This is a genomic window from SAR202 cluster bacterium, assembly GCA_016872285.1.
In the GTDB taxonomy this organism is placed as follows: Bacteria; Chloroflexota; Dehalococcoidia; order Lucifugimonadales.
Map to the genome: position 1 here is coordinate 1 of VGZZ01000028.1, position 13963 is coordinate 13963.

14 protein-coding genes and 1 riboswitch are annotated in these 13963 nt (G+C 59.7%); of the genes, 7 read left to right on the forward strand and 7 right to left on the reverse strand.

Translation table 11 applies throughout. The features are described 5' to 3' along the window. The first annotated feature begins 377 nt into the window (after window positions 1–377). From FJ320_08510 to gatA, 4 genes are all read left to right on the forward strand, one after another. Window positions 378–1367 carry a D-glycerate dehydrogenase gene (locus FJ320_08510; GenBank protein MBM3926011.1) on the forward strand — a complete coding sequence of 330 codons (990 nt, stop codon included), beginning with the start codon at window positions 378–380 and terminating at the stop codon, window positions 1365–1367. Between the two features lie 471 nt (window positions 1368–1838). Continuing rightward, window positions 1839–2423 carry a hypothetical protein gene (locus tag FJ320_08515; GenBank protein ID MBM3926012.1) on the forward strand — a complete coding sequence of 195 codons (585 nt, stop codon included), beginning with the start codon at window positions 1839–1841 and terminating at the stop codon, window positions 2421–2423. Window positions 2424–2855: 432 nt separating this feature from the next. Continuing rightward, a complete protein-coding gene (locus FJ320_08520; protein ID MBM3926013.1) occupies window positions 2856–3854 on the forward strand; it encodes a D-glycerate dehydrogenase in 999 nt (332 codons plus the stop codon). 346 nt (window positions 3855–4200) lie between these two features. Next, entirely contained in the window at window positions 4201–5601 is a 1401-nt protein-coding gene (gene gatA / locus FJ320_08525; protein ID MBM3926014.1) for an Asp-tRNA(Asn)/Glu-tRNA(Gln) amidotransferase subunit GatA, read from the forward strand. 130 nt (window positions 5602–5731) lie between these two features. On the opposite strand, the gene thiD is transcribed toward gatA, so the two are convergent. The 5 genes from thiD to FJ320_08550 all read right to left on the reverse strand — a co-directional run bounded on the left by thiD (window position 5732) and on the right by FJ320_08550 (window position 11174). Further along, entirely contained in the window at window positions 5732–6682 is a 951-nt protein-coding gene (gene thiD / locus FJ320_08530) for a bifunctional hydroxymethylpyrimidine kinase/phosphomethylpyrimidine kinase (GenBank protein MBM3926015.1), read from the reverse strand. A 234-nt stretch (window positions 6683–6916) separates the two neighbouring features. Next, entirely contained in the window at window positions 6917–7660 is a 744-nt protein-coding gene (locus FJ320_08535; protein MBM3926016.1) for a hypothetical protein, read from the reverse strand. Between the two features lie 272 nt (window positions 7661–7932). Further along, complete coding sequence (locus FJ320_08540; GenBank protein ID MBM3926017.1) at window positions 7933–9486, reverse strand: hypothetical protein; 1554 nt, start codon at window positions 9484–9486, stop codon at window positions 7933–7935. Then, a complete protein-coding gene (locus FJ320_08545; protein MBM3926018.1) occupies window positions 9362–10207 on the reverse strand; it encodes an ABC transporter permease in 846 nt (281 codons plus the stop codon). Before FJ320_08545 ends, FJ320_08540 begins: the two co-directional genes overlap by 125 nt. Before the next feature lie 178 nt (window positions 10208–10385). After that, on the reverse strand, window positions 10386–11174 hold the full coding sequence (locus FJ320_08550) for an ABC transporter ATP-binding protein (GenBank protein ID MBM3926019.1): 789 nt from the start codon (window positions 11172–11174) through the stop codon (window positions 10386–10388). Window positions 11175–11216: 42 nt separating this feature from the next. Further along, a riboswitch (TPP riboswitch) is annotated at window positions 11217–11328 on the reverse strand. A 117-nt stretch (window positions 11329–11445) separates the two neighbouring features. Here FJ320_08550 and FJ320_08555 point away from each other — a divergent pair. The 3 genes from FJ320_08555 to FJ320_08565 are packed head-to-tail and all read left to right on the forward strand — an operon-like array spanning window position 11446 to window position 12235. Continuing rightward, on the forward strand, window positions 11446–11673 hold the full coding sequence (locus FJ320_08555) for a hypothetical protein (GenBank protein MBM3926020.1): 228 nt from the start codon (window positions 11446–11448) through the stop codon (window positions 11671–11673). 40 nt (window positions 11674–11713) lie between these two features. Further along, on the forward strand, window positions 11714–11893 hold the full coding sequence (locus tag FJ320_08560; protein MBM3926021.1) for a hypothetical protein: 180 nt from the start codon (window positions 11714–11716) through the stop codon (window positions 11891–11893). A 45-nt stretch (window positions 11894–11938) separates the two neighbouring features. Beyond that, on the forward strand, window positions 11939–12235 hold the full coding sequence (locus tag FJ320_08565; GenBank protein MBM3926022.1) for a hypothetical protein: 297 nt from the start codon (window positions 11939–11941) through the stop codon (window positions 12233–12235). Window positions 12236–12256: 21 nt separating this feature from the next. On the opposite strand, the gene npdG is transcribed toward FJ320_08565, so the two are convergent. Together npdG and FJ320_08575 are read right to left on the reverse strand one after the other, a co-directional pair. Next, entirely contained in the window at window positions 12257–12904 is a 648-nt protein-coding gene (npdG, locus tag FJ320_08570; protein ID MBM3926023.1) for an NADPH-dependent F420 reductase, read from the reverse strand. Between the two features lie 288 nt (window positions 12905–13192). Beyond that, window positions 13193–13948, reverse strand: coding sequence for a hypothetical protein (locus tag FJ320_08575; protein MBM3926024.1), 756 nt, complete (start codon window positions 13946–13948; stop codon window positions 13193–13195). Window positions 13949–13963 lie beyond the last annotated feature (15 nt).

Below are 13963 nucleotides of genomic sequence, written 5' to 3' on the forward strand. Positions count from 1 at the left end.
GGGTGGGGAGGCGGGTGGGGGGGGGGGGGGGGGGGGGGGGGGGATATGGGGCCAGGGCGGCGACGACGCTGGCCTGGGAGATTACCGCCACGAGCAATACCGAAAGGAGAAGAAGCAAAAGCCTGAAGCGCCGACAATTTTAAACATGAATCCTCCTAATAATTTAAAGACCTAACGCAGATCTAGGAAGGAACAGAAATATAGGACTAGTCTTAGCAGACTAGTCCTGAGACGACGAGACTTTAGCCGTAATCGCGAGGTCTTGTCAAGGGAAAAGTTGTCATTAGGTGGGACGCCGGGAAGGAGCTGGCGGATAGAGTTGGGAAGGGCGCGGGCATGGGCTATAATGGCGGCGATATAGAAGGGCAGGTGACGAAATGGCAAAGCCCAAGGTATTTGTCGCACGCCGCATATTCCAAGAAGCGCTGGACATGATCTCTAAGGAGGCGGAGGTGGAGCTATGGGAGGATGAGATGCCGCCGCCCCGCGAGGTGCTGCTGAGGAGGGTGGAGGGGAAGGACGGGGTGCTGTCGCTGCTGACGGACAAGGTGGACGGGGAGCTGATGGACCGGGCGCCGAAACTGAAGGTTATCAGCCAGATTGCGGTGGGGTACGACAATATAGATGTAGCCGAGGCGACGAAGCGGGGGATACCGGTGGGGTACACGCCGGGGGTGCTGACGGACGCGACGGCGGACATGGCGTTCCTGCTGATGATGGCGGCGTCGAGGAGGCTGGTGGAGGGGATGGACTTTGTGCGGGCGGCGAAGTGGAAGACGTGGCACCCGCTGCACTTCCTGGGGCCGGACATATCGGGGGCGACGTTGGGGATTATCGGGATGGGTCGGATAGGGTTCGAGATGGCGAAGCGGGCGCGAGGGTTTTCGATGCCGGTTATATATTCGGACATCTATCGCCGCAAGCCGGAGGAGGAGCGGGAGCACGGGCTGACGTATATGAGCATGGACGATGTGCTGAAGAAGGCGGACTTTGTCAGCGTGCACGTGAACCTGACCAAGGAGACGTATCATCTGATTAGCGACAAGCAGCTGGAGGTGATGAAGCCGACGGCGGTGCTGGTGAACGCGGCGCGGGGTCCCGTGGTGGACCCGAAGGCGCTGTATAAGGCATTGAAGGCGAAGAAGATATTCGCGGCTGGGCTGGATGTGACGGAGCCGGAGCCGATAAAGATGGACGACCCGCTGCTGACGCTGGACAACTGCGTGATAGTGCCGCACATCGCCAGCGCGACGTTTAAGACTAGGTTGAAGATGTCGACGATGGCGGCGGAGAACCTCATCGCGGGGCTGAAGGAGGAGAAGCTGCCGACGTGCGTGAACCCGCAGGTATACGAGGGGAAGAGGTAGGGAGAGAGGGAACGTGCCGCAGGGGCAGGCGGCAGTGATAAAGCATTGTTGAGCCAAGGTTTCACCAGCTTTGCACGGAAATTGGGGGTTGGTCTCATTCGGGGCCACCATCCCCTTTATCCCCTTCCTCTTCGGGAAGGGGAAAGAAAAAGACACCACAACCCCCTCCTTCGACCAGGCTCAGGACGGCGTCTAGCTCCCCCTTCGCCTTTCAGGCCGAAGGGGGAGGACCAGACCAGCCTCCCGAATCCCCACCTGCTTAGACGGCTCATCGCTCCTCATAAACAAGCCCATCATAGAAGAAAATGAAAGCTCGGAACTTCCCTTAATGTGCATCACGCGTATCAAGGGGGAGAAGGTGAGACGAAGGGACGGTGGTCGGTAAAAACGGGGGAACCTGTACTAAAGGACACCTGACACTGGCTTTTCCAGGGCGTTTTACATCGTGAGACCAATGGAGAGGAGCTAGTGATGCTGAAGCGATTGAAGACCAAGATAGCGGTAATAATAGTGGCGGCGGTGGCGGTGATGGCCCTGACGGCGGTGGGTGTGGCCATGGCTGACAGCCACGGTCCGACACCCAACAACCCCAATTCGACGGAGACACAGACGCCGGAGGAGTTGAAGTCGGCGTTGAAGGAAGCGCACGATGAGGTCAAGGATGAGCAGATTGAGGCTCGAATCGCGCTGGCGCTGGCGAAGCTGGTGGAGAAGGGGAAGCTGACGCAGGCGCAGGCGGACGAGCTGATGGCGTGGATTAAGGCCCGGCCGGAGTGGCTGAACAACCCGGTGAACTTCTGGGGCCATCTGCATGGGGATGATGATCATAAGGAGCGGAAGCATGAGGTGAAGGTGCAGATAAAGGAGACCCGGCAGATTATCAAGCAGAAGAATGGTGAGGTTAAGGAGCGGGTGAATGAGGTGCGGGAGAATGTGAAGGAGCGGAACGAGAAGATGCGGGAGGAGATGAAGGCCCGGGAGGAGGAGTTTAAGAAGAGGATGGAGGAGTTCAAGGAGAGGATGAAGAAGATGCACGAAGACGCAAACCATGACTAACGTATGTAAAGGTTAGTCGAGCCGATGGAAAGGCCCTCCGAGGAGTCGGGGGGCTTTTCTTTTGGGAGGGGGAAGGAGTGGTATTGATAAAGGGTCGTGCCTCTGGTGTTTCACCCTCTCTTCCTTCGACCTTGCTCAGGACGGCGTCTGTTCTCCCCTCCCGATTGGCATCGGGATCTCGATTAGATACTGGCTAAGGAGCTCGACGTCAAGGGGGAGAAGGCCTGAGGGGAGAGCGGCGTCGGCTAGATTTATGAAGTGTGCTAATGTGCGGGACGTTGAGATTCCTCCACTACGGTCGGAATGACGTGACCGCCATGCCTGGGGTATGGTTGGCTGAGGGAGGGGGGTTGGGGTATAGTCGGGGCCGAGAAAGCGAGGGCTGACACTTCGACAAGCTTAGGGTGAGCGGCCCTCCAGACGAGGTCAAAGATGAGTAAGAAGGCGAGGGTGTTTGTGACTCGGAGGGTGCCGGAGGAGGCCCTTCGACTACTGGCTCAGGGCGGGCTCCCCCAGTCGGTGGAGGTGGAGGTGTGGCCGGAGGAGGAGCCGCCGCCGCCGGAGGTGCTGCGGGAGAAGGTATCTTCGATAGAGGGATTGTACACGAATATTATGGACAGGGTTGACGATAGCGTGCTGGCGGCGGGGAAGAGCCTGAGGGTGGTGAGCCAGATGGCGGCGGGGCTGGACAACATCGACGTGGGGGCGGCGACTCGGCGGGGGATACCGGTGGGGTATACGCCGGGGATTGTGGCGGCGGCGACGGCGGACCAGACGTTTGCGCTGCTGCTGGCGTCGGCGAGAAGGGTGTCGGAGAGCGGGAGGTGGGTGAGGGCGGGGAACTGGAAGATAGCGTTCCACCCGATGTACTGGCTGGGGTGGGAGGTGCACGGGTCGACGATAGGGATTGTGGGGATGGGGAAGATTGGGATGGAGGTGGCGAAGCGGGCGAGGGGGTTCGATATGCGGGTGCTGTATTGCAGCAGGCGTCGGAACGAGGAGGCGGAGAAGGTGTACGGGGCGGAGCGCCGGGAGCTGGCGTCGTTACTCAGGGAGAGCGATTTTGTGAGCTTGCACGTGCCGCTGACGCCGGAGACTCGTGGGCTGGTGGGGGAGAGGGAGCTTCGGTCGATGAAGAAGACGTCGATACTGGTGAACGCGGCGCGGGGGCCCGTCGTCGACGCAAAGGCGCTGTACCGGGCGCTGAAGGAGGGGTGGATAGCGGGGGCGGCGCTGGATGTGACGGACCCGGAGCCGATGCCGGCGGGGGACCCGCTGCTGACGCTGGAGAATTGCGTGGTGGCACCGCACCTGGGGAGCGCGACGGTGGGGACGCGGACGCGGATGGCGGTGGCGGCTTCCAAGAATTTGTTAGCGGGGTTGAGGGGGGAGAGGCTGCCGCTGTGTGCGAACCCGGAGGTCTACGATTAGGGGAACGTGCCGCAGCGGCAGGAGGCATTGTTGCACGAGTCCTCTTGTCCAGTGTTTCACCCTCACCTTATATCCTCTCCCATCAAGGGAGAGGAAGTTTTTGTGGCGGTGGCGGCTTCCAAGAATTTGTTAGCGGGGTTAAGGGGAGAGAGGGTGCCGTTGTGCCAATCCAGAAGTCTACGATTAGGGAAACGTGCCGCAATGTTAGGAGGCATTGTTGCGCCTGTCGTTGGTGGCAGGGTTTCACCCTCACCTTAGTCCTCTCCCATCAAGGGAGAGGAAAGGAAAAGGGCGGACAAGGGACAGAACCCCCGCAAAGGGAAGGTAATTAAGAAAAGGAAGGTATATGGCTGAGAAGAAGACGAAGCAGCAGTATTTCACGATTGCGGAGGCGGGGAGGCTGATTAAGGGGAGGAAGCTGTCGCCGGTGGAGCTGACCCGGATGTGCCTGTCGAGGATTGAGGAGGCGGACGATAGGGTGCACGCGTATATCACGGTGACGGGGGACATGGCGCTGAAGGAGGCGCGTCGTGCGGAGAGGGAGGTGATGGCGGGGGAGTATCGAGGGGGGATGCACGGGATACCGGTGGGGTACAAGGACCTGTTTATGACCAAGGGGGTGCTGACGACGTGCCACTCCAAGGTGCTGGAGGAGTGGGTGCCGTCGGAGGACGCGACGGCGGTGGTGCGGCTGCGGGAGGCTGGCGCGGTGATGGTGGGGAAGCAGTCGCTGAGCGAGTTTGCGTTTGGGGGGACGAATTTCAAGCTGCCATGGCCGCAGCCGGCGAACCCGTGGGACACGGCGTACAGCCCTGGGGGGAGCAGCAGCGGCAGCGCCATAGGGATAGCCACGGGGATGTGTTTAGGGGCGATGGGGAGCGACACGGGCGGGTCGATACGGGTGCCGTCGTCGCACGTGGGGGTAGTCGGGCTGAAGCCGACGTTCGGGAGGGTGAGCGTGAAGGGGATGGTGCCGCTGAGCTGGTCGCTGGACAACGCGGGGCCCATGGCGTGGACGGCGGAGGACGTGGCGATAATGCTGCAGTCGGTGGCGGGGTACGACGCGTCGGACCCGAACTCGGCCAAGGCGCCGGTGTCGGACTATTTGCAGTGGATCGACGAGGGGGTGGAGGGCATGACGCTGGGAGTGTGCGACGCGTTTATGGACCCGAAGGTGATAAACGGCGAGACGCTGAAGGCGGTGGAGTCGGCGATAGGGGTGCTGAAGAAGCTGGGGGCGAAGGTGAAGAAGGTGTCGTTTCCATCGATGCGATATATGGACTCGGCGTGGACGTGTATTGTGCGGGCGGAGGGGTACACGTACCACGAGTACAATTTGAGGCATCGTCCGGAGGATTTTGGGGAGAACGTGCGGTACAAGCTGAGCGCGGGGTCGCTGTATTCGGCGGCGGACTACATACAGTCGCAGAGGGCACGGCAGGTAATCAAGGCGGAGTTTTTGTCGGTGATGGAGGGGGTGGACGCACTGGTGATGCCGACGACGGTGAAGACGGCGGAGCGGCTGGACGAGTACAACCTGTACAACCCGTCGTGGACGGGGAACTTGACGAGGACCTTCGATATGACGGGGCAGCCGGCGGTGAGCGTGCCGTGCGGGTTTAACGGGAAGGGATTACCTATTGGATTTATGATAGCTGGACGCCCATTTGACGAAGCAACTGTATTAAGAGTTGCACATACATATCAACAAAATACCAAATGGACGCAAAAGAGGCCGGCGGTGTAGGGAGGGAGGCCACCCCACGCCCACGCTGGTGGGAGGTGGCAGTGATAAAGAAACGTTGGTGCCAGGGTTTCACCCTCTCTTCTATTCTCCCCCATCAAGGGGGAGAAAGGGGGAAAGCAGGGCGTTGCACCTACGAAGTGCAATGTGGCACCAGGGTAGTCAGATTCTTCGACTGCGTCCCAATGAGCACATCGGGACTTCGCCCAGAATGACAGTACGCTGCGTGGGTTGCGGGAAGAAGCGTGGCAGCGGACGTTTCGATTAGATCCTGAGTCCTTCCGCGGAAGGGATCAGGATGACATCTTAAAGAAGTGGTTGAGGGGCCGTGGCCGCGGCCTACGGGGCAGGCGGCTTTTAGGGCGGACGTGACGTAGTCTTTGGCCTGGGCGAAGGCGTCGACGAGGGGGAGGTTGTGGGCGAGGCCGGCGGCGATGGCGGAGGCGAAGGTGCAGCCGGTGCCGTGGGTGTTTTTGGTGTCGATGCGCGCTGAGGTGAACTCGTGGAAGGCGTGGCCGTCGTAGAGGCGGTCGGTGGCGGGGCCGGGGAGGTGGCCGCCTTTGACGACGACGGCGCGGGCGCCCATGGCGACGATTCGCTTGGCAGCTTCTTTAGCCTGGGCGGCGTTTGTTATGTTAAGGCCGGTGAGGGCCTCGGCCTCGGGGATGTTGGGGGTAACGACGGCGGCGAGGGGTAGAAGGCGGGTACGGAGGGCGTCGATGGCGTCGGAGCGGAGGAGGCGGTCGCCGGACTTGGCGACCATGACGGGGTCGACGACGAGGTTGGTGACGCGGTGGTGGCGCAGTCGCTGGGCGACGGTGTCGATGATGGAAGCGGAGGAGAGCATGCCGGTCTTGACGGCGTGAGCGCCGATGTCGTCAAGGACGGCGTCGATCTGGGCGGCGATGATATCGGTGGGGATTTCGTGGACGGCGGCGACTCGGAGGGTGTTCTGGGCGGTGACGGCGGTGATGACCGAAGCGCCGTAGCAGCGGAGGGCGGCGAAGGTCTTGATGTCGGCCTGGATGCCTGCGCCGCCGCCGGAGTCGGAGCCGGCGATGGTGAGGCAGATGGGAGGGGTCATATACCCCCCTCTCTAACTCTCCGCCACAAAGAGGAAAGAGTAAGAAGCAATAAGAACTGGCTTTTGTCTAGTGATGACCAGATAGCACACAAACCAGATTCTTCGACTACGTCCGAGTACAGACTTCGCTCAGAATGACAAGTTGTTTCCATTTTAGTAATTAACGCGGCGTCGCTAGTTAATGTCACGTTGAGATTTCTCGGCCGCGCTCGAAATGACGCGACATCCGCCCCTTCACTCGGGCCATGATTCACCGTGGTAGGCCATTTGGAAGAAGAGGTATTCATAGCGGAGCGTGTCGCGGAAGATGCGGCGGAGGCGGGGGATGTTGGGGTTGGGGGTGGAGTCCAGGGTGCGGCGCATCCAAGCGACGAAGGTGGAGAGTTCGTCGCCGGCGTGGATTTCGATCCACTGGCGGTAGAAGGGATCGGAGGGAAGGCCCCTCCCCAGGCCCCGACCCCCCATCCTAACCTTCCCCCTCAAGGGGGGAAGGGACTTGTCGGATGCCGGCGAGCCTTTCACGAGACGCTGGGACCAGTCGACGTAGACCCATTCGGCGCAGAGGAGGGCGGTGAGGATGTCGGGGAAGCTGCCCTGGAGGGCGATGTTTTTGAGGAGGTCGCCGAAGGCGCGGGTGGTGGGGAGGGGTTCGAGGGCGCGGACCTGGGCTTGGGTGAGGCCCATCTTGTCGAAGGCGTCTTGGAAGAGTTTTTCCTCGCCGCCGAGGACGGAGTGGAGGAAGGCGACGAGGGGCCGGGCGTGGTGGAAGTCGGGGGCTTTGGCGGCGCCGAGGGTGAGGAGGTAGACCCAGTCGCGGAGGAAGAGGTGGTCTTGCTGGAAGTAGCGCTGGAATTTGTCCCAGGGGAGGGAGCCGTCGCCGAGTTCCAGGACGAAGGGGTGGGTGACGGTCCTTTCCCAGAGTGGGGCGGCCTCTTTTTTGAGGGTGGAGGTGAGGGAGGGTTGTCTGCGGGTGGGCATGAGGTTAGGGACAACCAATCATCTTGATCTTCCCTAACAGGGAAAGAGACCAGAAGGGAGGCCATGGGAGGTATAGTTCAGCCTGGCGGACGGAGCGTAGTGCTAGTGTTTCACCCTCACCTTCATCCTCTCCCATCAAGGGAGAGGAAAGAAGAAGGGGACTCCAGGCGGGGCATCCTAGTGTAGCGCCTATGCGAGGCAGCAGTCCAAATAGACCCTTCGACTGCGTCCCGACGAGTACATCGGGACTTCGCTCAGGATGACAATTGGGGTTAGTTAACGAAGTCATTGGTGTAGGCCTGGGTGGCGTCTAGGGATTTGTTCAGGAGATTGTTGTCTTGCATCCATTTGGCGAAGTCTACCCATCTGCTGCGGGTCTGGTGGCCGACTTTGGGGGCGTCGGCGACCCAGAGAGGAGCCAGGAGGGCGGCGCCGGGGCGGTCGATGGCCTCGTCGATTTCGGGGCGGAGGCGCTTGAGGGTGTCGACGGCGGCCTGGGGGTCGCGGGCGGCGTCGGTGTAGCCCTTAAGGAAGGCGCGAGTGAACTTTCGGATGGTATCGCGATTGTTTTTGAGATAGTCCTCGTTGGTGACGAGGATAAGCTCGTAGTAGATGGGGACGCCCCAGTCCTCGGCGCGGATAACGTTGACATCGTGGCCCTGATTTTTCATAGCGATGGATTCGTAGGTCCAGTAGCAGCCGACACAGGCATCGACCTGCTTTGCCATCAGAGCTGCGCCGAGGTTAAAGCCAACGTCCACAAGCTCGACGTCCTGGAGGCCCTGGAGGCCGTCGGCTTTGAGCATGGTGTCGAGGAGGGGTTCGTTGGTGGGGATGCCGGGATAGCCGACCTTCTTGCCTTTGAGCTGGCGGGGTTGGGTGATGCCGGAGGTCTTGAGGGTCATGACGGAGTTCAGAGGCCGCTGGACAATGGCGGCGATGGAGACGACGGGTACACCAGCGTTTCGGGCAAGGAGGAGGTCGGGCTGGTAGGAGATGCCGAAGTGGTCAGCGCCGGCGCCGACGGTGACGAGGATGGATGTAGGGTCGGCGGGGGTATAGGCCTCGACGTCCAGGCCTTCGTTGTGGAAGTAGCCTTTGTCGAGGGCGACGAAGAGGCCGGCGTGGTTGGCGTTGGGGAACCAGTCAAGGGCGAGGCGGACTTTTTGGGGGGAGTCGGCGCCGGAGTCGCCGCAGGCGGCGAGGGTGAGGAGTGAGAGGATGAGGAAGATAAGGCACCGCACACTGAAGTGCGCGGCATGGTTTGTGCTCCGCGTCCTGGTTTTACCTCTCGGGGAAGGAGAAGGGATAAGCGCAGCGCGATATGTGGCAGTGATGAAGGATTGTGCCTCTAGGGTTTCACCCCTCACCTTAATCCTCTCCCACAAGGGGAGAGGAAAGAAAACGGGAAGACTCCATCCCAACCTCCCCCGGCTTGGCAGGGAAAGGGATTTTTTACGAAACCCCGTGGTTGGTGATGGCGACAGCGGGGCAGCAGACCAAACAGATTCTTCGACTGCGTCCGAGTACGGACTTCGCTCAGAATGACAAAATTCCCTTCCCAGGCTTCTCCCGCTCGGGGGGGGGAGGGTTGACGGGAGAGGGCGAGGTAACCTCGCCCCTACATTGGGAAGAAGGGGTCTGCTTAGACGCCGGGCTGCTGATGTGAAGGCGTGGACCAGGAATGAGGGTTTGGGCACGTCAGGACTCCATGTTGGAAGTTGGGCGACGCCAGGGGAGGGCGATGCGTTCGGCGAGGACGGCGATGAGGAAGAGGGCCACGCCCATGAAGGCGAGGATAAAGATGGCGGCGAAAACACGGTCAGTCTGGAACTGGGGGATGTCGCGGGTCATGAGGTAGCCGAGGCCCTGGCTTGCGCCGACCCATTCGCCGATGACGGCGCCGATGACGCTGACAGAGGCGGCGATTTTGACGCCGGAGAAAAGGGACGGCATAGATGACGGGACCTGGAGCTTGGCGAAGATTTGCCATCGTGTCGCGCCAAAGGAGCGGAGCATGTTGACGGTGTCGCTGTCCACGGACTTGATGCCGTCGATCATGTTGACGACGATGGGGAAGAAGGAGATCAGGGCGACGACGATGACCTTGGCGGTGAGGCCGTAGCCGACCCATATCAACAGCAGAGGGGCGATGGCGATGATGGGAACGGTCTGGGAGGCGATGACGAAGGGGTAGAGACCACGGTGGAGGAGACGGGAGAGGGCCATGGAGGCGGCGAGGAGCACGCCTGCGCCCAGGGCGACGGCGAGGCCGAGGAGGACCTCCTGGAGGGTTACCAGGGTGTGTTCCCAGAGGAGGGTGCGACTCTGATAAAGCTCGTCGAAGAGGGAGGAGGGAGGAGGGAGGAGCCAGGGGGCAACGTCGGCGAGGCGGACGGAGAGCTCCCAGAGGCCGAAGGCGGCGGCGATAAAGAGGAGGACGGGGGCCCAGGAGAGGATGAGGGCGAGGTTGGGGACCCAAGGCCTTGCAAGCCTGGCGCTAATTTTTTTACGTTCTGCAACAGAAGAATAGAGATGGTTGACCATAATGCCCGTTTTGTGGAGCCAGGGTATCACCCTCATCCTTCGCCTTCTCCCATCAAGGGAGAAGGAATTTTCTTGGTGGCATGCACTCCCTTTACCCTCCATATAAAGCTCAATGGGCACCAAGCGTATGGAACAGGGCTGGCGGTAGAAGTAGTGAGTATAACTTTAGCGTCGCCCATTAGACGGCGGCCTGGCCCGCCACAGGCGGGTGGAGGGCGTTAAGGAGCCTAGCTTTGAGGGAGACGAAGTCGGGGGTTGTGACGATATCGTAGCGGCGGGGTCGTGGGAGGGGCACGTCCAAGGACAGGGTCACGCGAGCGGGCCGGGGGGAGAGGACGTAGACGCGGTCGGAGAGGAGGAGGGCTTCTTCGACATCGTGGGTGACGAGGACGATGGTCTTGCCAAGGGTGTCCCATAGATCCAGGATCCACTGCTGCATCTGGCTGCGAGTGATGGCGTCGAGGGCGCCGAAGGGTTCGTCGAGCAACACGAGTTCCTGGTCGACCAGCAGGGTGCGCATGAGGGCGGCGCGCTGCCGCATGCCGCCGGAGAGGGCCGAGGGGTAGTGGCGCTCGAAGCCCTTGAGGCCGAAGGTAGGCATGAGGTCCAGGGCGCGACGCCGGGCGTCGGCGCGAGGGACACCCATGACCTCGAGGCCGAGGATGGCGTTGTCGAGGACGGAGCGCCAGGGGAGGAGGAGGTCTTTCTGGGGCATGAAGCCGATATGGCCGAGGCGAGGGGTGTCGGAAGAGCCGTCGATTTCGATGACGCCGGCGTCGGGGCTGGCGAGGCCGGCGACGCAGGCGAGGAGGGTGGTCTTGCCGGAGCCGGAGGGGCCGATAACGGAGACGAACTGGCCTCGCCGTGCCTCCAGGTCGACGCCGTCGAGGACGGGGACGGGGCGGGCGACCAGGGTGTAGCTGGCGCGGAGGCCGGAGACTTTGAGCTTTATGTTAGGTTGTGGCATATAAAAAAGAAGCCGTCCTTCAGCTGAAGGACGGCTACAAAATGAGGCCGATGGCGTGTGTCCCTTCGCTGGCATTACCCAGAGCAGGTTCGTAGGGTCGTCCGCCTGCGGCGGACCTCTCAGCCCGGCTAACCGAGCTCCCCTGGAAGTAGGTTGTTAAGGACAAAGGGAGTATAGAAGAGGGAGGGAAGGGGTGTCAAACGGGGGGATGGGTTGGGATATAATGACCTCAGCAGATTTTTTGTTCTTTGCTATACTAGCGAGCACACAAATGGCTAAGATTCAACACAACTCGAATACCGAGAAGAAGCGCGCTGGTAAAGTGCGAGAGGTGCGGACTGCCTACAAGACCGCCGTCCCCTCTAAAGCCTCAAAGAATGGTAAGGGTCATGGTAGGCGTGTCCTATCGGACGAAGAGATAGACAGGCTAGTGGAGCTTGCAACAGAAGCAACCATTCTGCTCCATAGAGATGCACTGAAGGATCTAGAAGACCATTAGCAGACGCTACCTGTTCCCAGAGATCCGCCACGTGGAAAAGGTGGCTTTCAAACTGGCATCGGAGTTTTATCCGGATTATCCGGACCCGATGCCAGATTTCATTTACCTGGATGGAGACCGGGGCAAGGGTATGTTGGAATCAGCCCTGGCTCGGCCTCGTCAAACTTTTGGCGGCAAATTTCTCTATAAAACGGTGTTCGACAAGGCTGCTGTTTTATAAGAGTCCGCGGTAAAGAACCATGCCCTTGTAGATGGCAACAAGAGGATGGGATTATCCCTACTTACCATGTTTCTTTTTATGAATGGCTATGTTTTCTGCGCTCCCAGGAAAGAGGCGGTGGAGTTCACTGTAAAAGTGGCGTCTAGCAAAAGTTGCACCAACTGGACAGAGATATCTGTTTGGATACGTAAATTTGCGCTTACTTTTAGCGACTACTTGTCCCTAGAAGAAAAACCAGAGCTAATAGGGAAACTAAAGAGGATCGGGGTATTAGAAGAAGACCTCCGCAAGATTGACTCGTTGGTTAAGTCCATGTTTCAAATTTTGCGAGAGAATCCCTGAGGGCTTCGCAGCCACCCTGGCTTACACGCCCAGAATCTTTATGGTGGCGTTGGTTTTGTAGCGGCGGTTGATGTTGAGGATTAGGGCGGTGAGGTCTTCCACGTAGCGGGCGTTATCAAGCGAGCCGCCGTCTATGGGGCGGAGGTTTTGGATTAGTGAGACCAGGGACATGACCTTTTCTTTGGCTTCTTTGTGGTCGGAGCAGACGATGACGTCGCCGTCCATGGGTTTGTCGGAGGCGAGGAGTTTTTGGGCGCTGAGGTTCTGGAAGGCGGCCACGACCTGGGATTGGGGGAGAAGGAGCTGGGACTGCCGGGCGGCGGAGCCTTCAGGGACAGCGATGGCGCGGGCGCCTTTGCCTTTCTCGAAGATGAGGGGAGCGATGACGTTGACGACGACTTTGCCAGCCAGATGGTGGCCGATCTGTTCCAAGAGGGGTTTCTGGGCGTCGTAGGGGATGGTGAGGAAGACGATGTCGCCTCGGCGGGCGGCGTCGGAGTTTTCGGCGGCGGAGATGGAGGCGTGGGGGGCGAGGGCGCAGAGCTCCTGGGCGGAGGCGTGGGCTTTGGCGGCGTCGCGGGAGCCGAGGGTGACGGGGTGGCCGGCGAGGGCGAATCGGAGGGCGAGGCCGCGGCCTTCGGGGCCGGTGCCGCCGAGGAAGGAGAGCATGGGGACCTCCTGGATAGAATATTTCAGAGAACAAGATGAACAGTGACTGTGATGGCCGTGTTGTTGTGTTTAGGGTTTCACCCATCCTACACCTTCTCCCACGAGGGGAGAAAGGATGACAAGGGAAGCGCTGGCAATTAGATGAGAAGTGACGGCGGTGAACGGCACGTTGAGGTTCTTATACGTCAATGGGGATAACGGTACTATTCGTTTTAATGTGCAACTGGCGCCAGCACAAGGGTGCTACTTGTCTATACCACCCGTTGAAAAATGGAATCGTTCATCGCGTTAGACTGGCCTCAAAGTGCCAGCAAAGGCTTGCCATGCAAGGGCGGACTTGGCAGTAAAACTCAGCAAGATGTAAACTCGCTCGCCGTAAATGTATTCACGCCAGGGACCGACCTTCTTATATTGCAAGACCATGTTCACGGCGAATACATTAAAGAAAAGAAATAGTGAGACAAAAATCCCGTACACGAATCCCGGTGGCCCTCCTTCACCCATGCCTGCTCCTATCAAATACAGGAAAATAGCTACCCACGGGACAATACCAGCTAAAGTACCAAACCAGAATGGGAGCCAATTGGTCTGGTCGGTACGTTGGTTGTGAAATTCCATTACCATTCCGAAGAGGATCATACACACGTTGAGAGTGAAGATTAGGATCAGGCTTGCGACATCATAGATCCCCACTAACATGGCAATTACGACTATCATAAGAGATGCGCTGATCGAATATTCTATCCAACGAGCGTAGTTAATCCCTCTATGCAGGTCTTTGACGTACTTTGGGAACATGATGGGGGATGAAATGACGAAGTGGGCGATGGAAGACAGGAGCAAGAAACCAGCCACTAAGGGACCTAATTCCAACTGGAATAGAGAGTCTTGCCTTGCCTCAAGTTTCCCGGCGGTCTGATTGAACTCCAGGAAGGCAGCTGTCACCGGAAGGCTGAAATCAGTGCTTAGCAGGAGGATGCCTATCCCTTGCCCCAGGTGCAGCAGCCCAGCTAACAGATTGAGTCTTCTTAAGTTCTGAGCCATTGGTTTGAGTTCCAA